The following is a 22,828-nucleotide window of genomic DNA, read 5'->3' as shown; positions in this document are numbered from 1 at the left end:
GATCAGGATCCATCGTGACTCAGCAACAGACCGCCGGCCCGCCCACCACAGGGCAAGCCGATCTGGCCGAGGAATTCCTTGACCGCCAGACCCCACTTAACCGGGTACGCAATGTATTGCACCGTTATCCAGCCGTCAGCCCCGCCCTGGTACTGCTCATTGCGGTGATCGTTTTTGGTCTCCTCAATGACAGGTTCCTTCGGGTGGAAAACCTCTCGCTGATTACTCAGCAAGTTTCGGTGGTTGGCACCCTGGCCATTGCTCAGACGCTCATTATTCTCACCGCGGGCATCGACCTGTCCGTGGGCGCGATCATGATCCTCTCCTCGATGGTGACGGCCCAACTCGCGGTCAACAACGGACTTCCCGCGGCTATGGCGTTGCTGGTGGGGCTGTTGGTTGGACTCGCGACTGGAGCCCTGAACGGACTGTTGGTGACCCGACTGAAGCTTCCCCCCTTCATCGTCACCCTGGGCACGCTGAACATCTTCATTGCACTCACGCTGCTCTACTCCAACGGAGCTACGGTGCGCGGTACCTCCATGCCGGGCCTGCTGACCTGGACTGGCACGACCTTCCCGGTGGGTCCGGTACGGATCTCCGTCGGTGTGGTCGTGATGATTCTGCTCTACGTTTTGATCGCGTTTATCCTTGGCAAGACCGCCTGGGGTCGCCACGTTTATGCCGTGGGTGATGACAAGGAAGCGGCACGTTTGGCCGGCATCGCCGTTAACAAGGTGCTCATGAGCGTCTACCTGGCAGCCGGCGCCGTACTGGCGGTCGGAGCCTGGATTCAGATCGGTCGCACCAATGCGGCCAGCCCCAACGGCGGAGTTGACCTGAACCTGGATTCGATCACCGCCGTGGTGATCGGCGGAACTAGCCTCTTTGGTGGCCGCGGATCCGTCTGGGGCACCCTGCTGGGCGCGCTGATTGTTGGCGTCTTCCGCAACGGCCTGTCGCTGGCCGGTCTAGACGTGCTCTACCAGACCCTTGCGGTAGGCGTTCTTATCATCCTCGCTGTGTCCATCGACCAGTGGATCCGAAAGGCGAAATCATGACCGAGACCCAATACCAGAGCGCTCACACAGAGACCCGCCAACCCATCATGCAGGCCCGAAACCTCGTCAAGACCTTTGGTCGCGTCGTGGGCCTGGATGGAGTGAGCCTTGATCTGTACCCCGGCGAAGTCTTGGCCATCATTGGCGATAACGGCGCGGGAAAATCCACGCTGATCAAATGCTTGACCGGTGCCGAGATCCCGGACTCGGGAGAGTTGAGAGTCTCGGGACAACTCGTCAACTTCAAACGCCCACAGGATGCCCGTGCCCACGGGATCGAAACCGTGTACCAAAACCTCGCCGTCTCACCGGCACTCGACGTGGCCTCCAACCTATTTCTGGGACGTGAAGAACGACTTCCCGGTCCGCTAGGAAAGTACTTCCGCGTGCTGGACACCAAGGGAATGCGACGCAAGGCCAAGCAGGAATTAACCACGCTGGGCATCTCCACGCTGCAGGATGTCACGGTCCCGGTTGAGAACCTGTCGGGCGGACAGCGCCAGGCTGTTGCCGTGGCCCGCGCGGCGGCCTTTGGCTCCAAGGTCGTGGTTCTGGATGAACCGACGGCGGCGCTGGGCGTGCGGGAATCCAATCAGGTTCTGCAGCTAGTCAGGGATCTGCGTGATCGCGGCCTGCCGGTGATTCTGATCAGCCACAACATGCCCCACGTGTTTGATGTGGCCGACAGGATTCACATTCAGCGCCTGGGCAAGTGCGCCGCCACCATCACGCCGCAGTCACACAGCATGACCGACGCCGTGGCAATCATGACCGGTGCTGCCACCGCCTAAACGCGGCATCGGCAGCACCAACATCCGACAGATACCGTCCGCGGGCCAGTAGTAGGCCCGCGGACGGACCCGTGAAAGGCCCCTCCTCATGTCCAAGCTTCCATCCACTGATCCTTCCGCCTCGATTCCAGAGGTGATCGTGATCGGCGAAGCACTGACCGATATTGTTGTTTCGCCCACGGGCACGGTGGGGCATCCGGGCGGATCACCGATGAACGTTGCCTATGGGCTGGGCAGGCTCGGTGTTGCTACGGCGTTGCTGACCAGTATCGGTGATGATGAGCGCGGCCTGGCCATCGAAAACCACCTGGGCGGCGTCGGCGTCGGGCTCTTAAGTGGTTCCAAGACGCCGGGGAAAACGTCCTCGGCCGTGGCATCGCTGGCAGCCGACGGTTCGGCGAGTTATGAGTTTGACGTCCGCTGGACATTGGAGCCGACGGCGCTCGAAACTCTGCCAAAGCTGATCCATACCGGATCGATAGCTACCTTCTTGGCTCCGGGTGCCACCACGGTGCGAACCCTTTTGCAGCAGGCGAATGGCCAATGTGTCGTGACGTACGATCCGAATATCAGGCCGGCACTTTTGGGTTCGCAGGCCGAGGCTTGCTCGATCTTCGAGGACCTCGTGCCGCTGACGGACGTGGTCAAGCTCAGTGATGAGGATGCCGCGTGGTTGTACCCAACGTTGGATGCCCAAGGCGTTGCCGCACGAATTCTGCGACTCGGCGCCGAACTGGTGGTGGTGACAATGGGCGCGCAGGGGTCACTTCTCGCCACCACCGCTGCCGAACTACATGTTCCAGCGGTTAGCTCAGTGGTTGCCGACACCATTGGTGCAGGGGATTCCTACATGGCCGCGCTGATTCATGGGCTGCTTGACCGCGGGAGGAGAGAACTTAGTAACGAGGCACTGGCAACCCTGGGTCGCGCGGCATCTGCGGCCGCAGCCACCACGGTGCGTCGTCATGGGGCTAACCCGCCCACCCTGCATGAGCTCAGCGAGATGCTCGTCTAGGATAGCCCGCATATATCGGGGAGCCGCGAGGCAGAGGCACTAGGAGATTCGGTTGCCTCGTGTCCAAAATTAGCCCTCAGCCTGCGCTCGAAAATTCCAAGTATCTCGTTGCCAGATATTGGCCGTTTGTCAGAATAATTCAATGCACAGATCCTCTTGAGCGCGCTTAAACGGCAACCCGCTGGAGGTCCAGTGGAAGCTCCTCCGCGGTGTCCATGTACCCCAAATAGGTAGCGGTGCGGCGGGAGAAATGGTCGTGGACCAACAACGATCGATCGCAACCCGCGCAGTCCGCCAACTGTCCGATACCAGCGGTGGTCAGGGTGATGGTGGTGCAGTGAGGGCAGTAAACGCGGCGATTTTCGGCCTCGGTGACACGCAAAAGCAACTCCGATTCGACGGCACCAAACTCGATGGCCACAGCACGTGCAGCAAAAACATCTGACTCCGGGCCGGCCAGCACGATGTGTACCGAGCCCGTGGCTCCGGCCAGCGAGGTGCGCAAGGCCCCAAGAGCCGAAGGATGTGCAGCAGGGATTGCGCTGAGGACGGCTGGTACGCCGTCGGCAGTCTCGGTCATAAATTGTTCTGCCGCGTTGAGCCCTTTGGTTCCAAAGGCCATGACCAGATAAGAGGTAGCGTCTTGGTGTTCTCCGCTGGCTGAGGGGCGCTGGATGCTGGAGAACTTTGAGACTGCCGATGTCGTTTTCATGTTTCCTTCGGGTGGATCACTAACGTATTTCTATCCTGCTAGAGGGTGACGCCCGGTGGGTTACCCCTTCGCTAAGACCTCGTTTCATTCTTATTAACCGCCCTTCGGTAGGGCCTTCGCGCAGGTCCTGCGCGCGATGCGGACCAGCTGAGTCAGCGAAAAAGGGCCGGTTGGCTGGTCACGAATAATGAGTTCGGGACCAACCAACCGGCCCTTGACCGAGCTACGAGGCAGGAAGAAATCGGAGACGAGACTCCGACAAATTCCTTCTCCGTTTCGGCCTCGGTTTCTTCGAGCTCAACCGGGGGAACTGCGTGGTGCATCAGCACCGGGATCTCGGTGCGAACCGGCTTGATCTTGTCGATGATAAAGACCAGTACCTAAGGAGATTGCTCCCCAGATGCCGAAGGCCAGCAGGTGGTGTCCCACGACGTCGCCATCAAAATAGCGGACCGAGCGGCTCGACTCCACAGCGGCAGGCATAGGCAGGAAGCCGAGCAGCCACGCGAAGAACGCCGGTTCCATGTGGATGGGCAGCACACCGTTGGACGCGGGAACACCCAGGAACATCATGATCTGTTGGTTGGTGATCTTGCTGCGACAGTGAACTGAAAGACCATGTTTTGTATTATTCTTTGTGGCACTGTTGATGCTTTTTTGTGGAACTACCCAGAGCGAATCGTCCTTGAATGGGGCTCAGGCCCACGCGCTTTCGCCGAGGCACGGACTGCGTGAAAACCCCACCGTAGTTCCCTTCTCAAGAGCTGTAGATATCAGCCGTCAACGCGTCGAATTCGACTAGATAACGTTCGGTAGCTCCGCCACGCTGCCCAAGACCCAGTCGTGCGGGTGCTCTTCAAGCTGTTCGCGGCTCAGGGCACCGGTGAGCACACCCAAGGTGTGCACGCCGGCATGATGTCCGGCGAGCAAATCGACCACCGTGTCTCCGCCGGCCACCACGGAGCGAACATCATGGACGCCGGTGGCTTCCATGACGCGGTGAATCATGTAAGGCGCAGGACGCCCGGCGGCGACCTCGTCGCTGGTAACGACGGCATCAAGCAGCTGGCCCTCGCCGATGCCCCAGCCCAGGGTCTCAAGGATTGGCGCAGCAACATCCCGGGAGAACCCGGTGGTCAACCCGATCTGGATGCCGCGAGCCTTCAGGGTCTTTAGTGCTTCTTCAACACCAGGGAGCGCTTCGGGAGGTGTTTTCGCGTAAAACGCCGCCAAAATTTCGCGGAAGAGGGCAAACTGCTTTTCCACTAATTCCGGGGTGGGGGTGATCCCACCAAGCTCCAAGAGCGCCGCGATGGCTTCGGTCTTATCCGCGCCCATCCAGCGCTGCAGGTCCTCGGTCTTCACCGTTGCACCGGTGGCCGTGACCGAACCTTCCAGCGCCTTGTACACGTCTCCGTGTTCATCCACGGTGGTGCCTGCCATATCCAATACAACTAACTTGATCATGTGATTTTCCTGTTCGATAAAGGGGTTGGGGGCGTCTTTATGACTGGTGATAAGTGATGGAGTTTCGCAGGATGCGCCCGGCCGGCGGAAGCATCAGCGTGCCGAGCTCGGCTGCCGGCTTCGGGGCCGCCACCAAGAATGCCCAGTCGTGGGTGAGGTTGGTGGCGGCGAGGAAGTCCATGGCTGCTTGCAGATGCCGGGGCTCATAGTTGTGCACCCCGGTGATACTCAGCAGCGAGCGGACCATGCGTTCGGGATCCAGGGCCATGGCGGGTCCCGGTGATACCGATCCGGCAAGGATCAGCGACCCGCCGATGTCCAGTGACTCAAAGGCAGCAACCACGGCTGGCTGTGCACCGGAGAGCTCCACAGCAATATCGAAGCTCTCGGCCGCGTTCTGGCCGCCGGCCACCGCGGTGGCGGTGGCCCCGAACTCGCGGGCAAGCGCCAAACGTTCCGGGTTTAGATCCCTGACCTCTACCGCCGCGGCTCCGCGATAAGCGGCCACGGCGCAGGCAACGATGCCCAGCATCCCCGCACCACTGACCAACACGCGTTTTCCCGCAACGTCTCCCGCGGCCTCAAATACGGCCATGACCGTGGCGGTGGCACAGGCTGCGGGGGCGGCCACGGCATCGGAGATCGAATCGGGAACCGAGACCAGAGTGATGCCCCGGGGCAGATGGATATGCGATGCATAGCCACCCGAGATACCCCAGCGCCCATCCAAGGGTTCGTGTCCGGTTTTGAGCAGGGACCGACATTTGGCGCTACGGCCGGCGAGACAGCGATCGCAGCTCCCACAGGCCACCGTGACGCTCCAAATGACACGGTCACCGGTATTCAGCGCCGTTCCGGTGAAATCCGTCAGGGTTCCGGGGCCGATGTCCTGAAGACGTCCCACGGCCTCATGCCCCAGGATGGAGGGGAAGGGGCCGGACCTGCGTCCGGACACGGTGTGGATATCGGATCCACACACGGTGGCTAAATCGATGGCTGCGATGGCCTCCCCGGCACCCGGTTCGGGTAGCTGAAGGGTGCGCGTGTCGAAGTCAGATCCGCCGTTCCACAACTCGGCGCTCAGACTCAGGCGACGTGTTTGCGTATCCACGCGGAGATCCTTTCGATCATAAAGACGATGGCAAAGATGAGCAGGATGATGGTTCCCGCCAGATTAAAGTTCAGCGTTCGTATGGATTCCATCAGCAGGAATCCGATGCCACCGGCGCCCACCACGCCCAGCACCGTGGAGGTCCGGATGTTCACATCCAGCATGTACATCCAGTGACCAATCAGTTGCGGTAGTGCCTGCGGGATGACCGCATTGCATAGTTGGTCCCACCAGCTGCCGCCCACGGCGCGCACCGCTTCGAGCGGGCCCACGGGGATTTCCTCGATGGAATCGGCCACTAGTTTGCCCAAAAAGCCAATGGTTTCCACGGCCAGAGCCATGGCACCGGCCATGGGGCCCAGCCCGATTGCGGCGACAAAGACTACCGCGAGGATCAGCTCGGGGATGGCGCGAACCACCAGAATCAGCATCCGTGCCGCGGCAAAAATGGGCCGCGCAGGCGAGATGTTTGATGCCGCCAGGATGCCCACGGGTATGGCAAGCAGTGCTCCGATAACGGTGGCAACCAAGCCAATGGCCAGGGTTTCCACGACGGCCGGAAGTAAGAGTTCCTCGGCACCACTTATGGAGGGCGGGAAGAGTCGGCCAAAGACGGCTGCCAACTCACCAAAGCTGGTGATCGGCACCAAGGGATTGATCCGTAGGTGAATCAGGGAATAGATGACGGCGCCGAGGAGTAGGAAGCCGGCGATGGTGCGCGTTCGCCTGTCCCCGCTCCACGGTGGCAGCAGGGCAGAGGAAACATCCGGCACGCGGGGTGCAGGTCCGGCGCTGATCGGATTCAGTAGGGTGCGGCGCAGCGCGATGGAAGCAATCTCCATAGCGGCGATCGCCACCAAGATGATCAGCACGATCCCCATGGCGCTTTCATACATCAGCCCGCGCAGAGAATCCTGCAAGGCAAAACCAATGCCACCGGCGCCCACAAAGCCGAGCACCACCGAGGTCCGCAGGTTGATGTCGATGCGATAAATGCAGGTTCCCAGCCAGGCGGCGATGACCTGGGGAAGTACTCCCATGATCAGTTCGCCCATGCGACCGGCACCGGTGGCTCGCACTGCCTCGCGCGGACCTGCCTCACTTTGTTCGATGGCGTCGGCAAAAAGCTTGGCCATCATGCCCACCGAGTGTAGGCCAAGAGCCAGGATTCCGGGCAGGACTCCAATGCCCAAGGCGCGGACGAAGAGCACCGCGAAGACCAGATCGGGGACAGCGCGGCACATGGTGATGAGCATGCGGGCGCCGCGGTGTACCAGCGGGTGCGGGGTGGTATTTGCTGCGGCCAAGAAGGCCAACGGAACCGAGATGATGGTGGCAAGGACGGTTCCTAGCAGTGCCATCATGAGTGTTTCAAGCAGTAGTTCAAAGACTCGGGGTGGGTCGTTGACTTCCGGTGGGAGCATGCGCGCCAAAAGGTTGGCCACGTCCCCGAACCCGCCGCCAAGCGCTCGCAGATCAAATTCGATGTGTTCGGCGCTGGCCAGGGTCAGTGGAATCAGTGCCGCGAGGATGATCCAGAGCGTCACCTTTTCGCGGGTGGGCCGTGGAATCAGAGATTCCGGGGTGCGCGGTGAGGTGGTGATTTTGCTGGGTTCCGGGTGGGCCTTGGTGAGCATCATGAGGTGGTGATTTCGGCATCGGGGTCCAGCTGCTGGTAGACCTCAAGCACCCGTTCCTTGCTCAGGCTGGCGGTGGACTCATCCAAGACCTTTTCGCCGCTGCGCAGTCCGACGATGCGGTTCGCCCATTGCAGGGCAAGATCCACCTGATGCAGCGTGCACACCACGGTGATTCCGTCTTCCCGACAGACTTGGAAGAGTAGATCCATGACGTTGGCTGCGTTCTGCGGGTCGAGGGAAGCGACCGGCTCATCGGCGAGGATCAGCTCGGGCTTCTGCATCAGGGCGCGGGCGATAGCCACGCGTTGTTGCTGTCCACCGGAGAGTGAATCTGCCCGCTGGAAGGCTAAATCTCCGAGTCCCACGCGTTCTAGATGTCCCAGTGCTTCACGGCGTTGGGCCTTGGTGTAGCTGAGCAGTCCGTAGCGGGGTCCGCGGATCCTGCCCGCGGCACCGATCAACACGTTTTCCAGACAGGTCAGGCGGTTCACCAGATTAAAGTGCTGGAAGATGAAGCCCACGCGTGAGCGCAAGGCGCGCAGCTTGCGGGCCTTGGCCACGTGTACCGCTTCGCCCAGGACCGTAACTTCACCGCTGGTGAGCTGATGCAAGCCATTGAGGCAACGCAACAAGGTGGACTTGCCCGAGCCGGAGAGCCCCAGCAGGACGGTCATTTCGCCCTTGGCCACCTTCAGGTCAACGCCCTTCAGTGCGTGGGTGGAACCGAAGCTTTTGTGCAGAGCGGTAGCCTCGATGGCGATGTCAGCCTGGATATTCCTGCTGTGGTGAGAGTCGATGTCAGCGTCAGCCTCAGTATTGGTGATTTGGATCAGGCTCATGATTCACACTTCTCGGACTTGGTGGAGGCGCAGACGCTACGGATACCGTCGTAGTCGGCATCCGTCGCTGGCACCACGCCCCACGCGTGTTCGCCGGTGATCAAGCAGTCTTCACCCGAGCAGTAGCCCTGGGATTCGAAGTAGTCGGCGTTGGCCTTTTCACTGAACAGGGTGGTGAGCTTGTTGGTGGTGTCTTCACCGACTGAGTTACGTACCGCGAAGACCGAGCCCGGAATCAGTTCCGAGGTCCATACCGATTTCAGCTCACCCTCTGCCACTTCACCCTTGGCCGGCAGCGTCTGCTCGACCATGGACTGCATCGCGAAACCGACCTCACAGTCACCGTTCTTGACCGAGAGAGCCGACGCGTCGTGTCCACCGGCGTAGATCGGCTTGAGGCCAGCGCTGATGTCAGATTCCTTGCCGCTGGTGACCACGCCGGCCTCGATCAGGCCCGCCGAGGGGTAGAGGAATCCGGAGGTGGAACCCGGGTCAACAAAGCAGGTGTCCTTGCCGGCGAAGTCCTTGATGCTGTTCACCGCGGTGTTCTTGCCCTGGGTGATTCCCAGTGCGTGGTAGCCGGAGGGCTCGCCCTTTTCTCCTGCCAGCGCGCCGAGCGGTTTGATGTCTGCCTGATTGGTGGTGGCGATGACGTAGGAGAAGGGGCCGAGGAAGGCGATATCAACGCGGTCGGCGATCATGCCTTCCACGATGCCCGCATAGTCGCTGGCTTGCTGCAGCTTGACCTTGGAACCGGTTTCGGCTTCGAGCATCTTGATTAGCGGTTCGTAGGTGCCGGTGAGGTCCGAGGAGTTTTCGTTGGGAATGGCACCAATGACAATTTCGGCAGGGAAACCCGCGGCAGTGGTTTCGGCTTCGGCCGGGGCACAGGCGGTGAGGAGGGCTGCTGCTGCGATGGCAGCGGTGAAGGCGAGTGTTTTGCGTTTCATGGGGGAGTACCTGTCTGCGTTGCGAGTGGTTTGGTGGCGCTTCGAAGTCGGGCTTCGGGACGCTCGTTCCTATTCAGCATGACCGGGGGGAAGTGAATTTGTCTAGACAGATTATGGTCGTTTGTTGATTGTTCATCTAAGGTTTGTTACCAGTATTCATAAGGAATTTTTGGGAAACTGAGTTAGGATCGGAAGATGCAAGCAGAAGCCACCTATCTCAAGCTGTCCCAACAGATCTTGGAGCAATATGCGGATCTCCCGCTACAGCGCCCACTGCCGTCCGAACATGAACTTGGCGCCCTCTTTGGGGTTAACCGCCAAACCATTAGGGCTGCTTTAGAGGAGCTGGAACGTCGCTGGTTGATTCGGCGCGTCAAGGGCAGTGGAACATTCCGCACGCGTCGCTATGAATACAGAATTGGGCCAGACATTGCCCCCTCCTTCACCGCGACGGTTCGAGCATCCGGTGGTGATCCGCGCACCGAAAACGCCAAACCTGTAACGCGCCCTGCCAATGCCAGCGAGCGAGAAATCCTGGGGCTGCCCGCCAACGCTCAGGTGACGGTGCTGGAACGTGTTCGCTTCATTGATGGGGCAGCGGTGAGCACCGCAACCTCGGTATTGCCATCGGCACGTGTGCCTCGCCTGGCCGCAGTCATCGCACCCGATGACTCGCTGGATGCGGTGCTGCGTAGACACTATGGCTATACCCCGGTGCGGCAATGGAGCCAGAGTCGGCTGGCATCTCCACCTGCCCAGATCGCTGAGGTGCTGCGCTTGCGCGGCCGACCCCCACAGATTCTGCTGCGAGGGCTTGTGTCCTGCTCCGAGACCGGGCAGAAACTCGAATACGTGGAAAGTTTTCTGCGCCCGGACGTCTTTGACGTCGTGACAGAGGTCGGAAAATGGTAACCACCTACATCCTGGGCCATGTTCGGGTGCTCAAGGATGAGCGGATGCTCGAAGACCAGATGATCAGCGTCGTTGATGGTCTGATTCAGGAGATCCGTCCGCACCGAGCTGGCCTCGGCGCAGATATCGACGGTGCTGGGAAACTCTGCCTACCGGGCATCGTTGATCTGCACAGTGACGCATTGGCGCGTGAATATCGGCCGCGCCCCGGTGCCTGCATGCCAGTGGACCTAGCCATGCAAGCGGCCGAGGGAAATCTCATGGCAGCGGGGGTCACCACCGCTTTTCATGCGGTGTCGTTCCAAACCAAGTCGGCCGTGGGGATCCCCATCGGTTCACCCCAGGCGCCCGATGTTCATCACGCCATCAGTCATTATGAAGAACCACGGATGGACCACCGGGTGTTGCATCGCCTCGATGTGCGCTGTCCCGACGGGGTTCACATGTTGCGCGATCATCTCGGTGGGGCAGAGGTTCCCCTGGTTTCCTATGAGGATCACACCCCCGGCCAGGGGCAATATCGCGACCGCACGGTGATGGAGCGATGGCTGCGCGAAGCCCAGCACATGGATCCCACACAAGCCGCCGAACATGTGGACAGATTGATTGCCGAACGCGATCAGCAGCTGACGTTTAAGCAACAAACATTGGGGTGGCTTGCCGAATTGGCCGCAACCGGAACCATCCGCCTCATGGGCCACGATCCGGTGACACCACAAGAAATTGATGAGCTCATCGCCCGCCATGCCGTGATCGCCGAATTCCCCACGACGTTGGAGGCGGCTCAGTGGGCCCACCTGAAGGGAGTATCCACCGTGGCAGGGGCGCCCAATGTACTGCTCGGAGGATCACATTCGGGCAATGTCTCGGCCTTGGAACTCGCTCAAGCGAAAGTGCTGAACATCTTGGCATCTGATTACCTGCCCTCGAGTCTGCTGTCCGCGGCTTTTGAGCTCGCACGGTTGGGCTACGCCACACTGTCCGAAGCCATCAATATGATCACCAAGAACCCGGCGGTCGCCGCGGGACTCAATGATCGAGGGATCTTGGCTCCGGGCTACCGTGCGGATTTGGTTCTCTGCTCGGATACCTTGTCGCGCCCACGCGTGCTCCAAACCCTGACGGCTGCACGCTAGACGGAGCTTGGGTGCTGTCGGTGCGCTGTAGCCTTGCACGCATGACACCAAGCCAAATCACCCTCGGAGCCATCAACCTCGAAGCCCGGAACCCGGCAGACCTCGTTGCCTTCTGGGCACAGGTCACCGGCGCGGAACCCGCAGCCGGCGGCGATAGCTACTACCTTCCGCCGAATGGTCCGAGCGGCTTCGGGATGTTTTTCCAGCCCGAAAGCGAACCGCGCGCCGCACGCCAGATGGCCCACTGGGACCTCACCGTGCCATGGGGCTCACGCGCCGCCGAAGTTGAACGCCTGATCTCACTGGGTGCCACCCACAAATGGGATGTCCTTGAGGAAGTAGCCCACGTTCGGTGGACCACCCTGGCGGATCCGGAAGGCAACCTCTTCTGCATCGCCGAACACCCGCCGTTGGACCAGCAACGCTGAGAACACGGCCTGCGCTCGCGGGCGGAAGGGACGTCATTTCTCGACATCATGGAATAGGGCATGAAGCGCTGAGGTTGGCACTCGTGGCGGCACCACCTTGCCGCAGCACGAATCGATCATCATCAACAAGGAGTGCGCATGAGTATCCTCGGAACCTCAAACCTCGATGTCTTTCCCCTCAACCTCGGAGGTAATACCTTCGGTTGGACCTCCGACGAAGCCACCTCACACCAGGTGCTGGATGCTTTCGTTCAGGCCGGCGGCAACTTCGTGGATAGCGCCGATGTCTATTCGGTGTGGGCACCGGGGAATTCGGGTGGCGAATCTGAGGCCATCATTGGCTCCTGGTTGGCCAAGGGGCAGCGCGAACGCCTCATTGTGGCCACCAAGGTATCGCAGCACCCAGAATTCCCCGGGCTCTCGGCGACCAACATCGCTGCCGCGGCAGCTGCCTCACTGCAGCGCTTGGGTACCGATTACATTGATCTGTACTACGCCCACCAACCCGATGACAACACCCCGGTCGCCGAAAGCGCTGCAGCATTTGACGCCCTAGTGCGCGCGGGAAAGATCCGACACATTGGGCTCTCCAACTTCTCGGCCGAGCAGATTGATGAATGGTTTGCGGTTGCCAACGAGCATGGTTTTGTCACCCCGGTGGCACTGCAGCCGCAGTACAATCTGGTGGCCCGTGCGGAGTTTGAAAACGAGTTGGCCGCGGTTTCGGCACGCCACCAGCTGGCGGTGCTGCCGTACTTCTCGCTGGCCAGTGGATTCTTGACCGGCAAGTACCGTTCTGAAGCCGATTTTGAGGGCAAGGCGCGCGCTGGCATGGCCGGCCGCTACCTCAACGAGCATGGACTGAGTGTCGTGGACACCCTGGTTTCGGTCGCGGCGGAGCTGAAGGTGGAACCCGCCACCGTGGCGCTGGCCTGGTTGCGCAGCCGCGAGAGCATCGTGGCCCCGATCGCCAGCGCTAGTTCTGTGGATCAGTTGCCGGCGCTCATGGACTCGGCCACCTTGGAGCTTTCCGGTGAGCAGCTGGAGATCTTGGATGCCGCCTCGGAGCCGGTACAAGTCAGCTAGCACCGAACGCCGGTGGCCAGTCGGTGTTCAACCTCATGAGAGCGAAAACCAACTGGCCACGGAGCGCAGTGAGTGAGGGAATGATGCGCTCAGTGTTCCGCCTCACCTTGGGTGCCCCGCGGGGAATACCTGAGTCGGAGGAGCGGTTAGCCCAACCAAGACACCTCTCCCCAACCCCCAGGAGTATGTTCCACCATGGACCTGTTTTCCCCACTCACCCTCGGTGACCTTCAGCTTTCCAACCGTGTCATCATGGCGCCACTGACTCGTTCGCGCTCCCGTATAGACGGCGTGCCTAACGACGATGTGGTTGAGTACTACCGCCAGCGTGCATCGATGGGCCTGATTGTCAGTGAAGGTGTTTACCCCAGTGCGGTCGGTCAGGGCTTTGTCCGCCAGCCGGGACTTGTCACCGACGAACAGATCGCCGGATGGAAGCGCGTCACCGACGCCGTCCATGCCGAAGGCGGACTCATTGTTGCTCAGGTGATGCACGCCGGCCGAGTCACCCACACCGAAACCACCGGGCAAGACATCGTGGTGGGCCCCAGTGCCATCGCGGTGGACGGTGTCACCCGCACCTACACCGGCAAGTACGACTACCCGGTTCCGCACGCACTCACCGAGGCGGAACTGCCGGGCATTATCGAAGAGTTTGTGCAAGGATCTCGCAACGCGATCGCCGCAGGGTTTGACGGTGTTGAACTGCACGGCGCCAACGGTTACCTGCTGCACGAATTCCTGGCCCCCAGCTCCAACACCCGCACCGACGGATATGGTGGATCCCCGCAGAACCGGGCGCGTCTGGTGATCGAGGTGGTCACCGCCGTGGCTGAAGCTATTGGCGCAGGAAAAACGGGCTTGCGCATCTCCCCGCAGCACAATATTCAGAGTGCGCTGGAAACCGATACCGCGGATGCTGCCGCCACGTACGGTGCTCTCATCGATGGGATCGCACCTCTGGGTCTGGCCGCACTGAGCATCCTGAACGCCGATCCGGCCGGGGAACTCGTCCAGGATCTGCGCTCGAGGTTCGGTGGACCGGTACTGCTGAACACCGGTTTCCAGAGCATCACCACACTTGAGGAAGCGGAGGCTGTTGCCGCCAATGGTTGGGGCGAAGCCGTGGTGGTCGGCCGTCCGGCCATCGCCAACCCCGACCTCGTGCGCCGCTGGAAGGAAGAATTGCCACTGAATGTTCCCGACGCCTCCACCTTCTACACCGAGGGCGCCGTCGGTTACACCGACTACCCGTTCTGGGCGAACTAACCCCCTAGGTTGATGGCTGCCATACACCTGATGGGTGTGCGGCAGCCGAAGCCTGTGCGGATCGTCCCCGTGGGTCGGTCGCAATGTTGCGAGGCTGAGTTAGGACCGGGTGCGCTTTCCGGCGCGCAGCGAAAACTCGTCCAGGGCTTCGATGACGGCCGGTGCGATCCATATTCTGCGGCCCTTGATGTGGCTGCTGGCTTTGAGTACACCGATGGACTCCAGGACAGTGATGTTGCGGTAGGCGGAGCTTGAGGATTGGCCCGTCATCTCAATGAGAGATTCTGCGCTCAGTGCTGGTTCCCGTACTAGACAGCGAATGCTTGCGCGCATGCTGTCGCTGGGCTTCTGCGGAAGTGCGGCATGAATGTCGAACTGGATTTGGTTGATACTTGCGGCCAGGAGTCTGCCATTCTCCGTGGCAGCAAAAGTTGATTCGGCGAACATTTCGGCGATCGGTTCAGGGTCTCCCTGTTGGTACGCGCCCAGAGCCTCGAAGTATGAAGCGGTGTTGGCCAGCAGCCCGGATGAGACGGGGATGGTGACTTTCTGGGTCACTCCCTTGTTTCTCAACAGCGCGCCGACCAGGGCCCTGCCGGTCCGACCGTTACCGTCAGCGAAGGGGTGGATTGTCTCGAAGTGAGCGTGGGCGATGGCGACCTGAGTCAAGATCGGCAGGTCATCGCGGCGCATGAAGTCGACCAGATCCACCAAGGCGGTTTCGATCCCTTCGTGGCGTGGTGGAACGAAGCTGGCGGTGTGCGGGGAATTGCCGCCAATCCACACCGGTGCTTTGCGCAATTCACCGGCGATCTGCGGGTGCGAGGACTGAAGCAGGGCTCGGTGCATGGACAGAATATTGGGCAGGGACAGGTCGTCGGACAGTGTTATGGCAGCGTTCATGGCCGAGACATTGGAGGCGATCAGTGATGCGTTTGCGCTGGATCGGTCTCCCAGTTGGGCCAGCGCGATTTTCTTGGCTCCCGCGGTGAGATTCTCGATTTCGGAGCTGGCTACGGACTCGCTACGCAGTAGCAGTGCCGCGAAGGGGGCGGCGCTCTCGCCCAGATCCCGGTCGAAACGGACCATGTCAATAGTTGCTTCCTCGGCCAGAGCGAGGACCCGGGTGCTGATGACGGGGCTGGCGTCCGCGATTGGCGGCACGATGGCAGCTTGGTATGGACCGCGGGCCCGAAGCCGCTGACGACGGGAAGCGCTGGCGTCGGCGGGCGCATCCCATTGGACTTCCTCGAAATGGATCGAGGGCCAAGCGGTGCTGTTGATGCTCATGGGTGCCTCTGGTGGTCCCGGTTATGTGGTTCGGTCCCGGAGGATGCTGGGAAACTAGAACCCCTGATTTCCCAATAGTATCCGATACTGGGAAAATGGGGCACTCCATTTGTCGCTGGATGCATATGGGGGCGACAGCGTTAGCAGGTTGCAAGGTCGGCACTTCGCAGTGTTCGGATCACCGGTGTGGGTTGAACGCGGCTGGACCACTTGGTGTGGCCACGTTGAGCATCCTGAACGCCGATCCGGCCGGGGAACTCGTCCAGGATCTGCGCTCGAGGTTTTATGAACGTTCCCGACGCCTGCACCTTCTACACCGAGGGCGCCGTCGGTTACACCGACTACCCGTTCTGGGCGAATTAAGTCTGAGGCTTTCCGGGCTAGCGGGCAATGAGGATCTTGACTCCCGCTGCCCGGAAAGCCTCCAGCTGAGCATCACTCGCCGCGGCGTCGGTGATCAGCGTCCACGCCTCGGGCAGTCTGGCCCAGGCGTGGAAGGGGGTGTGGTTTAGTTTGGAAGAATCGGCCAACACATACACGGTGTTGGCACGCGAACACATCACTTCCTTCAAACGCGTCTGGACCATGTCCGCCTCGCAAATCGCCTCGGGGGTGACCCCGTCGGCGCCCAAGAAGACGGTATCAAAGCTCATTCGTTCCAGGCAGTACTCGGCCAACGGTCCAACAAAGGCCGCGCTGCTGTGCCGCAACGTGCCACCGATGCATTCAACGTGAATCTCCTGGGCCTCGGCGAGTTCATCGAGCACCACTAGTGAGGTGGTGGCGAGCTTAAGCTCGCTGGCATCGCGCAGTTCGTGGGCCAGCGCCGCGACGGTGGATCCCGAGTCGAGCAGGATTGATTGCCCCGGTTTTACCAGGGCGCGGGCCCGTCGCCCGATGGCGCGTTTAGCAGCGGTGCTTTGCTTATTGCGCTGCCGGAAGGTTGACTCGACCACCTGCCCATTCAGGGCCATGGCCCCGCCGTAGGTGCGAGCGATCTTGCCCTCGGAGGTCAATCGGGTGAGATCACGCCGGATCGTTGAGGCTGTCACGTCAAAGCGTTCGGAGAGTTCCTCGACGCTTGCCAGACCGCTGGTGTGCGCGAGCTCAAGGATCTGTCCCTGGCGCACCCTGGCACTTGTTGACATGTTGACCTCCTTTAATGTTGTTGAGTTGCTCTTCGCCGAGTGTATCGGTGAAGCAATCAGAGTGCTGGAACCGAGGCCAGATTGACCGCCTGCGTCAGTGCCTCAATCATGCTGCCAACCTCCACCACGCCGGTGCCGGCGATGTCGAAGGCGGTGCCATGGTCAACCGAGGTCCGGATCACCGGTAGTCCCACGGTGATATTCACTCCGGCCTCGATGCCCAAAACCTTCACCGGTCCGTGGCCCTGATCGTGGTACATCGCCACAATCAAATCGTAGTCCCCGCGCCCGGCGAGGAAGAACGCGGTGTCTGCAGGAAGCGGACCTACCGCATTGATACCGTCGGCACGCAATTTTTCCAGCGCGGGAATGATCTTGGTTTCCTCTTCGCCGTACCCAAAGAGACCGTTTTCTCCGGCGTGCGGATTGATGGCGCACACACCGATCTTGGGGTTGGCATTTCCGGCCCGGACCAATGCGTCGTGCCCGCGGCGCACCGTGCGCTCCACTAGCCCCGGTTCGATCTTGTTGATGGCGTCAATGAGCCCGATGTGGGTGGTCACGTGGATGACCTTGACCTTGGGGGTGGAGAGCATCATGGAGACCTCCTCGATGCCCATGAAGTGGGCCAGCAGTTCGGTGTGGCCGGGGTAGATGTGCCCAGCGCTGTGCAGCGCCGCCTTGTTTAGCGGTGCGGTACAGATGCCCTGCACCTCACCCTTCATGCCCAGCTCGCAGGCAATACGGATGTAGTGGTAAGCGGCGTTTCCCGCCTCCGCCGATTCCTTGCCCCAGGGCAGGTCGGGGGACAGCAGATGCGGGTCGATGACATTGATGCGTCCCGGGATGAAGATGGCCTCGGAGATCGCCTCGATTTCCACGATCTCCACCGTGGCGCCGAGTGCAGTGGCGCCCAGACGCAGCCGATAGGCATCCCCGATAACCACCGGACGGCTGGTGGCGTAGGCACGTTCATCGATGAGAGCTCCGACGGTCACCTCGGGGCCAACCCCGGCGCCGTCGCCCATGGTCACGGCGATGTAGGGGCGGGTGTCCTGCAATGTTTTGGTCATGGGATCGTGCTCCTGGGGTGTGGTGGTGCGCAGTTCGCGCAGAGTTTTCAGGGATTGGGTCAGGATGCCGGTGCTGCCGAAGGTGCCGGGTTTGGTGCCGACGAGTCGCCCCGCCGGGGTGCGGCAGATGACTACACCGGGTTCGAGTTGAAGCAGGGGATACAGGATGTCGATGTTCTGGTCATCAAGGATGGCCCTGGCGGTTTCACCACCGGTGAGGAAAAGATCCGCGGACGGCTGGTCTTCCAGGAGCAGGGCAGCGTTGTGACGCAGCGTGGTGAGAGTCGCCGCGGGATCGCCCGGCGTCGCGGGGGCCGCGAGAATGGCGGGGTTTCCATCCAGCAGTTCGGCCGCTAGATCAGATGCATTTTCCCTGACCCTTAGTCCGGCCTTGCGAGCATGGGCAAGTTGTTCTCCGCTGCGGCCGGAGGCGGAACCGACCACTGCGAAGAGTTGGTGCTGCCCGCGGGCAGGTACTGAGGTTGACTTTGATATCGTCTTCTCGCTCTCGTTGGCATCGGGAACGAAGAGGGCGGCATACGCCGTGGCGATCGCTGCGTTCAGCGCACCGGTGCCCACCAGTGCAATGGGAGTGGATGCCGATGGCAGGCGCTGGAGACAAGAGGAGGCGATCGTGGCCAGATCCGACTCGGTTTCGCAGTCAATGATGATGACCTGGGCGTTGTTGAGGCCCGCGTCCAATTGTGTTTCCCACTGCTGGTCGTTGGTGCCGGGCATTGGGAGGTGCCTAGTGGAAAGACCAACAAGTAGATCACTGACGAGCACAGGCGGCGCCGCCGTTTCGATGTTCCACGCGTCCGTCGCCGCCAGAGGGATGCCCTGAATTAGCAGTGCACCGTCCCTGACCGAACGGTGAAGGTGCGGCAGTGCCCCGGCAATGACCAAACGATAACCCGACTTGACCAGCGCCAAAAGCTCGGCAGGAATATTGCCGCGCCAGAGAGAATCGATCTTTTTGATCAGCAGTCCCGTGGGCACATGTGAAGCCAATATCGAACGTGTGATGGTTGCGGCCTGCGTGGAAGGTAATCCGCGGGTATCGGTGTCGATGATATGAACCCGCGTGGTGCGGACCGCGCTGGCATCTAGTGTGATCGCCGCACCGTATCCGAGTGATTTCCAGGGCAGGGCCACCTCGCAGGCACCGGTGAAGTCATCGGCCAAGATAAGTACTTGTTGGTTCTCCGGGGACATTGCTGTTGTCGGTGGATCACTAGCGATTGGCTGCATGGCTGAATTTTCACCTCCTAGGTGGGGTCTAAGAAGGCCATGGACCTTCGACTGATGTCTTCATCATGACACAGTTGCGCGAAACGCGCTATTGGTATTGCGCATTACGCGCAATCGTGACAGAGTGACCTGAGTTACAAATGCTCAGGAGAGCAAGGTGCCCCAATGGGTTGGGTCAACGATGCTCCAATACGACGAATCGAGAGGTCAATCATGACCGCATCATTCCCTGGCCACGACATGTCGCGTCGGCAATTGCTGCGACTTGCCGGAGCGGCAGGACTCTTCGCGGGGATCGGATTAAGCGCCAGCGCCTGCGCAGGTCCCACCGGCCTGCCCGGTGAAGACACCCTGACCCTGGCACTGAACCGTTCGCTTGTCTCGCTGGATAACAAGCTGAATCAATTTGATGCGGCAGTCACGGTACAGCGCGCGGTGCGTGAAGGCTTGACGGCCATCGGGCCGGAGATCACTCCTATCCCCATGCTGGCCGAATCCTTTGTGATGCTTTCTCCGACGCGCTGGAAGGCCACACTGCGCAAGGGGGTCACTTACTCCGACGGTCGACCGGTAGAAATCAAAGACGTTTCCACCGCGCTGCAAATGTACCGCGAGGTCCAAGGTTCCTTTGTTGCAGGCTTCTTCCCAGAATTCCCGAGGATCACCGCCCTGGACGAACGCAGCTTCTATCTTGACTCCAAGGCACCGATCCCCATCCTTGACGCCCTCATGGCGCTGATCTTGATCACTCCGGCGGCGGATAACAAGCCTGAAGAGCTGCAGACCGGTGTCGGCACCGGTCCCTATACCGTTGAATCCTTTAACCGCGGCGCTGGCACCTACCAGCTGCTGCGCAACGAAACGTATTGGGGAACGGCCCCGGCCGTCCAGCGCGTGAATGTGCGCTTCCTACCCGAAGAATCCTCCCGCGTGATCGCTCTGCGCAGCGGTGAGGTCGACGTCATCGACTCGATCTCCCCAAACTCCATGGAACAACTCAGCGGTCTGCCGGGTGTCACCATCGAGACGGCGTCCTCTCTGCGTATGAATCAGATCTTCTACAATTTCCGCAAGCCTTCCTCCCACCCGCTCAGCGATGTGCGGGTCCGCGAGGCGTTATCCTTTGCCATTGATGGCCAAGCGCTGGTGCATGACGTGCTGATCGATTCTGTCGAACAGGCTCAAGGCGTCACGCCCGCCAGCCTCTTTGGCCACGCCAAGACCGGTGACTTTGTTTATGACCCGGCCAAGGCCAAGTCACTGCTCAAAGATTTGGGTGTCAGCGACCTAAAACTCAAGATCATTTGGGAAACCGGAGAGTTCCCCTCCGATACCGCCATCATGGAGGCGTTGGTGCAAATGTTCTGGGACATCGGCGTGCGCACCGAGTTGCAGCAATTTGAACCCGGCGGAAACATCCTGCAATGGCGACAGGGCAAAGAAGGCGACTGGGATTTGCTCGGAAACGGCTTCTCCAGCCCCACCGGATTGGCCATCACCATGCTGCAGGGCATGTATGCCGGAACCCCGGAAAAGGAAAAGACCCGCGACACCTACCAGGGCTACGTCAATAAGGCGGTTGCCGCGAAGATCGGTCTTGCCGCAGCGGAAGTTGATGAGGCCAAACGCGAGGTATACCTCAAGGATGCCCAACAGGGAGCCTGGGACACCTGGCCCTGTGCTTGGGCCTTTGTGCCCAAATCGATCCTGGCCCGGCGCAACCGGGTCCAGACACTCTCTCTGTCAGCGGCCAACTCATACCCGTTGTCCCACATCGGATTGGAAGCCTGAGAATGCTCACCTATCTCCCCAAACGACTGGGCCAGGGACTGCTGACCGTCTTCTTGACGGTCTCGGTGGTCTTCCTGCTCATCCGCCTCGCACCCGGTGACCCCGCTGCGGCCTTCGCCGGCCCGCTGGCCACCAGCGAAGAGTTGGCCGCGGTACGCGAACAATTCGGCCTCGACGCCCCGATCTTCCAGCAATACCTGATCTTCATTGGCCAACTTTTCACCGGCAATCTCGGCACCTCTTACTCCTTCCAGGCTCCCGCGATGACCGTGGTCATGGAACGCCTGCCGTACACGCTGACCCTGGCCACTTCCTCGATCCTGCTGGCCGCGCTGGTCGCGATCCCGCTGGGCATGTGGATGGCCCGCCGTGCCGACACCGGTGGCGAGGTCGGAGTCAATGTACTGACAGTTGCCGGGCAGTCCATGCCCGACTTCTGGACCGGCATCATGCTACTGACCGCCTTCTCGGTGGTCCTGCCGATCTTCCCCGCTTCCGGCTTCACAACCTGGGGTGGGTTGGTCCTGCCCACCATTACGGTGGCGATTCTGCAGGTCGCATTAATCTCGCGCATGGTGCGCCGGGAAATGGTCAACAACTTCAATTCTCCCTATCTCACCATCGCCCGCTCCCGCGGTGTCTCTGAACGCTTGCTGACCTGGCGTTACGCCCTGGGCAACGCCGGCATCCCAGTATTCACCGCCCTGGGTACACGCTTTGCCGCGATGCTCAACGGTGTGGTCGTGGTGGAAGTCGTTTTCGGTTGGCCGGGGGTTGGCTCGTTGATTGTCCGAGCCTTGGAAACCCGGGACTACCCGCTGATCCAGGCTACGGTGCTCATTACCGCTCTGCTGGCCGTCGCGGTTCAGCTGCTCATTGACCTGGCTTACCCCTTGCTTGATCCCCGCGTTCGACTCGGAAAGGCGGCATCGGTATGAGCACCGCAACGCACATCACTCAGGCACCTGCAACATCCAGCGCACCCTCGGCGGTGACCGCGAAGGCGCTCAAGGCTTCGGCTTCGGCTAGGCGCGCACGCTCCGCAAAAATCAAGCTCTGGGCAGGTGCCATCCTGACCCTCTTGGTTTTCCTACCGATCGTGCTGGCCAACTTCTTGCCGCTGGCCGATCCAAACGCTCAGAACTTGGGCGCACGGCGCCTGCCGCCGCTGAGCGACGGTTATCTCTTCGGCACCGACCAATTGGGCCGCGATCTGCTCTCGCGAATTTTGTTCGGTGGGCAGACCTCGCTGATGATCGGTGTGTTGGCCGTGGTGGTCTCCGGCGCCATCGGTGTGATCCTCGGATCGATCGCCGGCTTCTACGGACGCTGGGCAGATGTGCTGATCTCTCGCGTCTTAGAAGCCCAGATGTCGCTGCCGCTGCTGATGATGCTCCTGCTGGTCGTAGCCCTCTTTGGCCCATCCATCCCGGTGATCACCGGTGTCATCGCCATAGCGCAATGGCCTGAGGTCGCTCGGCTGACCCGCTCCCTGGTGTTGGTGGAACGCGAAAAGCCCTATGTGGATGCCGCCAAGACCCTGGGTCTGCACAAGATCTCCATCCTCATCAAGCACGTAATCCCCAACGTCTTCAAGCAGGCGAGCCTGGTGATCCTGCTGTTGTTGGCCCAGGCCGTACTGCTCGAAAGCGCGCTCTCCTTCCTGGGTGCCGGACCGCAGCGTCCCTTCGCCACCTGGGGCCGACTGATCTCCGACGGTCAGGACTACATCACCACCTCCTGGTGGATGGTGACCCTGCCCGGCCTAGTCATCGTGGCTCTGGTGGTCGGCGTCAACCTCCTCGGAGATGCCCTGCGTGATGGTCGTCCCCGCCGCAAGAACCGGAAGGAAGCCTGA

21 protein-coding genes are annotated in these 22,828 nt (G+C 60.9%); 11 read left to right on the top strand and 10 right to left on the bottom strand.

The annotated features are described in order from the left end of the window. Positions 1-14: 14 nt before the first annotated feature. From HED64_RS04330 to HED64_RS04320, 3 genes are all read left to right on the top strand, one after another. A complete protein-coding gene (locus tag HED64_RS04330; protein WP_168150824.1) occupies positions 15-1,061 on the top strand; it encodes an ABC transporter permease in 1,047 nt (348 codons plus the stop codon). Further along, positions 1,058-1,852 carry an ATP-binding cassette domain-containing protein gene (locus HED64_RS04325; protein ID WP_168150823.1) on the top strand — a complete coding sequence of 265 codons (795 nt, stop codon included), beginning with the start codon at positions 1,058-1,060 and terminating at the stop codon, positions 1,850-1,852. The genes HED64_RS04330 and HED64_RS04325 overlap by 4 nt, the downstream gene beginning before the upstream one ends. Positions 1,853-1,940: 88 nt before the next feature. Then, complete coding sequence (locus HED64_RS04320) at positions 1,941-2,867, top strand: carbohydrate kinase family protein (RefSeq protein WP_168150822.1); 927 nt, start codon at positions 1,941-1,943, stop codon at positions 2,865-2,867. Between the two features lie 166 nt (positions 2,868-3,033). Here HED64_RS04320 and HED64_RS04315 read toward each other — a convergent pair whose 3' ends face one another. The 7 genes from HED64_RS04315 to HED64_RS04285 form a co-directional block, all read right to left on the bottom strand. Next, the gene (locus tag HED64_RS04315) at positions 3,034-3,579 is read right to left on the bottom strand and encodes a dimethylamine monooxygenase subunit DmmA family protein (RefSeq protein WP_168150821.1); all 546 of its coding nucleotides are present in this window, start codon (positions 3,577-3,579) and stop codon (positions 3,034-3,036) included. Positions 3,580-3,876: 297 nt separating this feature from the next. Continuing rightward, positions 3,877-4,152: an ABC-2 transporter permease gene (locus HED64_RS04310; protein ID WP_168150820.1), complete on the bottom strand. Its 276-nt coding sequence runs from the start codon at positions 4,150-4,152 to the stop codon at positions 3,877-3,879. Between the two features lie 225 nt (positions 4,153-4,377). After that, positions 4,378-5,046: a phosphonatase-like hydrolase gene (locus tag HED64_RS04305; RefSeq protein WP_168150819.1), complete on the bottom strand. Its 669-nt coding sequence runs from the start codon at positions 5,044-5,046 to the stop codon at positions 4,378-4,380. A gap of 37 nt (positions 5,047-5,083) precedes the next feature. Further along, entirely contained in the window at positions 5,084-6,157 is a 1,074-nt protein-coding gene (locus tag HED64_RS04300) for a zinc-binding dehydrogenase (protein ID WP_168150818.1), read from the bottom strand. Next, a complete protein-coding gene (gene phnE / locus HED64_RS04295) occupies positions 6,133-7,797 on the bottom strand; it encodes a phosphonate ABC transporter, permease protein PhnE (protein ID WP_210149196.1) in 1,665 nt (554 codons plus the stop codon). Before phnE ends, HED64_RS04300 begins: the two co-directional genes overlap by 25 nt. Then, positions 7,794-8,636, bottom strand: a complete 843-nt coding sequence (gene phnC, locus HED64_RS04290) for a phosphonate ABC transporter ATP-binding protein (RefSeq protein ID WP_168150817.1) — start codon at positions 8,634-8,636, stop codon at positions 7,794-7,796. The genes phnE and phnC overlap by 4 nt, the downstream gene beginning before the upstream one ends. Continuing rightward, positions 8,633-9,586, bottom strand: coding sequence for a phosphate/phosphite/phosphonate ABC transporter substrate-binding protein (locus HED64_RS04285; RefSeq protein ID WP_168150816.1), 954 nt, complete (start codon positions 9,584-9,586; stop codon positions 8,633-8,635). Before HED64_RS04285 ends, phnC begins: the two co-directional genes overlap by 4 nt. Positions 9,587-9,781: 195 nt before the next feature. On the opposite strand from HED64_RS04285, the gene HED64_RS04280 reads away from it, so the two are divergent. The 5 genes from HED64_RS04280 to HED64_RS04260 all read left to right on the top strand — a co-directional run bounded on the left by HED64_RS04280 (position 9,782) and on the right by HED64_RS04260 (position 14,417). Beyond that, a complete protein-coding gene (locus HED64_RS04280; RefSeq protein ID WP_168150815.1) occupies positions 9,782-10,498 on the top strand; it encodes a GntR family transcriptional regulator in 717 nt (238 codons plus the stop codon). Continuing rightward, a complete protein-coding gene (locus HED64_RS04275; RefSeq protein WP_168150814.1) occupies positions 10,492-11,634 on the top strand; it encodes an alpha-D-ribose 1-methylphosphonate 5-triphosphate diphosphatase in 1,143 nt (380 codons plus the stop codon). Before HED64_RS04280 ends, HED64_RS04275 begins: the two co-directional genes overlap by 7 nt. 41 nt (positions 11,635-11,675) lie before the next feature. Beyond that, a complete protein-coding gene (locus tag HED64_RS04270; RefSeq protein ID WP_168150813.1) occupies positions 11,676-12,062 on the top strand; it encodes a VOC family protein in 387 nt (128 codons plus the stop codon). A 138-nt stretch (positions 12,063-12,200) separates the two neighbouring features. Next, positions 12,201-13,148: an aldo/keto reductase gene (locus HED64_RS04265; protein WP_168150812.1), complete on the top strand. Its 948-nt coding sequence runs from the start codon at positions 12,201-12,203 to the stop codon at positions 13,146-13,148. Between the two features lie 195 nt (positions 13,149-13,343). Continuing rightward, the gene (locus HED64_RS04260; protein WP_168150811.1) at positions 13,344-14,417 is read left to right on the top strand and encodes an alkene reductase; all 1,074 of its coding nucleotides are present in this window, start codon (positions 13,344-13,346) and stop codon (positions 14,415-14,417) included. A 99-nt stretch (positions 14,418-14,516) separates the two neighbouring features. Here the strand turns inward: HED64_RS04260 and HED64_RS04255 are convergent, their stop codons facing one another. From HED64_RS04255 to pdxA, 3 genes are all read right to left on the bottom strand, one after another. Then, positions 14,517-15,707 (bottom strand): Fic family protein, encoded by a 1,191-nt coding sequence (locus tag HED64_RS04255; RefSeq protein WP_168150810.1) that lies wholly within the window; start codon positions 15,705-15,707, stop codon positions 14,517-14,519. Positions 15,708-16,087: 380 nt separating this feature from the next. Further along, complete coding sequence (locus tag HED64_RS04250) at positions 16,088-16,855, bottom strand: DeoR/GlpR family DNA-binding transcription regulator (RefSeq protein WP_168150809.1); 768 nt, start codon at positions 16,853-16,855, stop codon at positions 16,088-16,090. Positions 16,856-16,911: 56 nt separating this feature from the next. Then, on the bottom strand, positions 16,912-19,179 hold the full coding sequence (pdxA, locus tag HED64_RS04245; protein ID WP_245325621.1) for a 4-hydroxythreonine-4-phosphate dehydrogenase PdxA: 2,268 nt from the start codon (positions 19,177-19,179) through the stop codon (positions 16,912-16,914). Between the two features lie 213 nt (positions 19,180-19,392). Here pdxA and HED64_RS04240 point away from each other — a divergent pair, with 213 nt between their 5' ends. The 3 genes from HED64_RS04240 to HED64_RS04230 are packed head-to-tail and all read left to right on the top strand — an operon-like array spanning position 19,393 to position 22,828. Continuing rightward, positions 19,393-20,970: an ABC transporter substrate-binding protein gene (locus HED64_RS04240; RefSeq protein WP_168150808.1), complete on the top strand. Its 1,578-nt coding sequence runs from the start codon at positions 19,393-19,395 to the stop codon at positions 20,968-20,970. A 2-nt stretch (positions 20,971-20,972) separates the two neighbouring features. Continuing rightward, positions 20,973-21,908, top strand: coding sequence for an ABC transporter permease (locus tag HED64_RS04235; RefSeq protein ID WP_168150807.1), 936 nt, complete (start codon positions 20,973-20,975; stop codon positions 21,906-21,908). After that, complete coding sequence (locus HED64_RS04230; protein WP_425351778.1) at positions 21,899-22,828, top strand: ABC transporter permease; 930 nt, start codon at positions 21,899-21,901, stop codon at positions 22,826-22,828. The genes HED64_RS04235 and HED64_RS04230 overlap by 10 nt, the downstream gene beginning before the upstream one ends.

It is taken from the genome of Paeniglutamicibacter terrestris, from assembly GCF_012271785.1.
Classification (GTDB): Bacteria; Actinomycetota; Actinomycetes; order Actinomycetales; family Micrococcaceae; genus Paeniglutamicibacter; species Paeniglutamicibacter terrestris.
The sequence above is the reverse complement of the archived record's forward strand: the minus strand, read 5'-3'. Positions and strand labels throughout refer to the sequence as shown.

What these genes read in the sequence shown, in the direction of transcription:
- HED64_RS04325 (WP_168150823.1), top strand. Translation starts at nt 1,058, where the DNA reads ATGACCGAGACCCAATACCAGAGCGCTCACACAGAGACCCGCCAACCC.
- HED64_RS04320 (WP_168150822.1), top strand. Translation starts at nt 1,941, where the DNA reads ATGTCCAAGCTTCCATCCACTGATCCTTCCGCCTCGATTCCAGAGGTG.
- HED64_RS04315 (WP_168150821.1), bottom strand. Translation starts at nt 3,579, where the DNA reads ATGAAAACGACATCGGCAGTCTCAAAGTTCTCCAGCATCCAGCGCCCC.
- HED64_RS04310 (WP_168150820.1), bottom strand. Translation starts at nt 4,152, where the DNA reads ATGATGTTCCTGGGTGTTCCCGCGTCCAACGGTGTGCTGCCCATCCAC.
- HED64_RS04305 (WP_168150819.1), bottom strand. Translation starts at nt 5,046, where the DNA reads ATGATCAAGTTAGTTGTATTGGATATGGCAGGCACCACCGTGGATGAA.
- phnE (WP_210149196.1), bottom strand. Translation starts at nt 7,797, where the DNA reads ATGATGCTCACCAAGGCCCACCCGGAACCCAGCAAAATCACCACCTCA.
- phnC (WP_168150817.1), bottom strand. Translation starts at nt 8,636, where the DNA reads ATGAGCCTGATCCAAATCACCAATACTGAGGCTGACGCTGACATCGAC.
- HED64_RS04285 (WP_168150816.1), bottom strand. Translation starts at nt 9,586, where the DNA reads ATGAAACGCAAAACACTCGCCTTCACCGCTGCCATCGCAGCAGCAGCC.
- HED64_RS04280 (WP_168150815.1), top strand. Translation starts at nt 9,782, where the DNA reads ATGCAAGCAGAAGCCACCTATCTCAAGCTGTCCCAACAGATCTTGGAG.
- HED64_RS04275 (WP_168150814.1), top strand. Translation starts at nt 10,492, where the DNA reads ATGGTAACCACCTACATCCTGGGCCATGTTCGGGTGCTCAAGGATGAG.
- HED64_RS04270 (WP_168150813.1), top strand. Translation starts at nt 11,676, where the DNA reads ATGACACCAAGCCAAATCACCCTCGGAGCCATCAACCTCGAAGCCCGG.
- HED64_RS04265 (WP_168150812.1), top strand. Translation starts at nt 12,201, where the DNA reads ATGAGTATCCTCGGAACCTCAAACCTCGATGTCTTTCCCCTCAACCTC.
- HED64_RS04260 (WP_168150811.1), top strand. Translation starts at nt 13,344, where the DNA reads ATGGACCTGTTTTCCCCACTCACCCTCGGTGACCTTCAGCTTTCCAAC.
- HED64_RS04255 (WP_168150810.1), bottom strand. Translation starts at nt 15,707, where the DNA reads ATGAGCATCAACAGCACCGCTTGGCCCTCGATCCATTTCGAGGAAGTC.
- HED64_RS04250 (WP_168150809.1), bottom strand. Translation starts at nt 16,855, where the DNA reads ATGTCAACAAGTGCCAGGGTGCGCCAGGGACAGATCCTTGAGCTCGCG.
- pdxA (WP_245325621.1), bottom strand. Translation starts at nt 19,179, where the DNA reads ATGCAGCCAATCGCTAGTGATCCACCGACAACAGCAATGTCCCCGGAG.
- HED64_RS04240 (WP_168150808.1), top strand. Translation starts at nt 19,393, where the DNA reads ATGACCGCATCATTCCCTGGCCACGACATGTCGCGTCGGCAATTGCTG.
- HED64_RS04235 (WP_168150807.1), top strand. Translation starts at nt 20,973, where the DNA reads ATGCTCACCTATCTCCCCAAACGACTGGGCCAGGGACTGCTGACCGTC.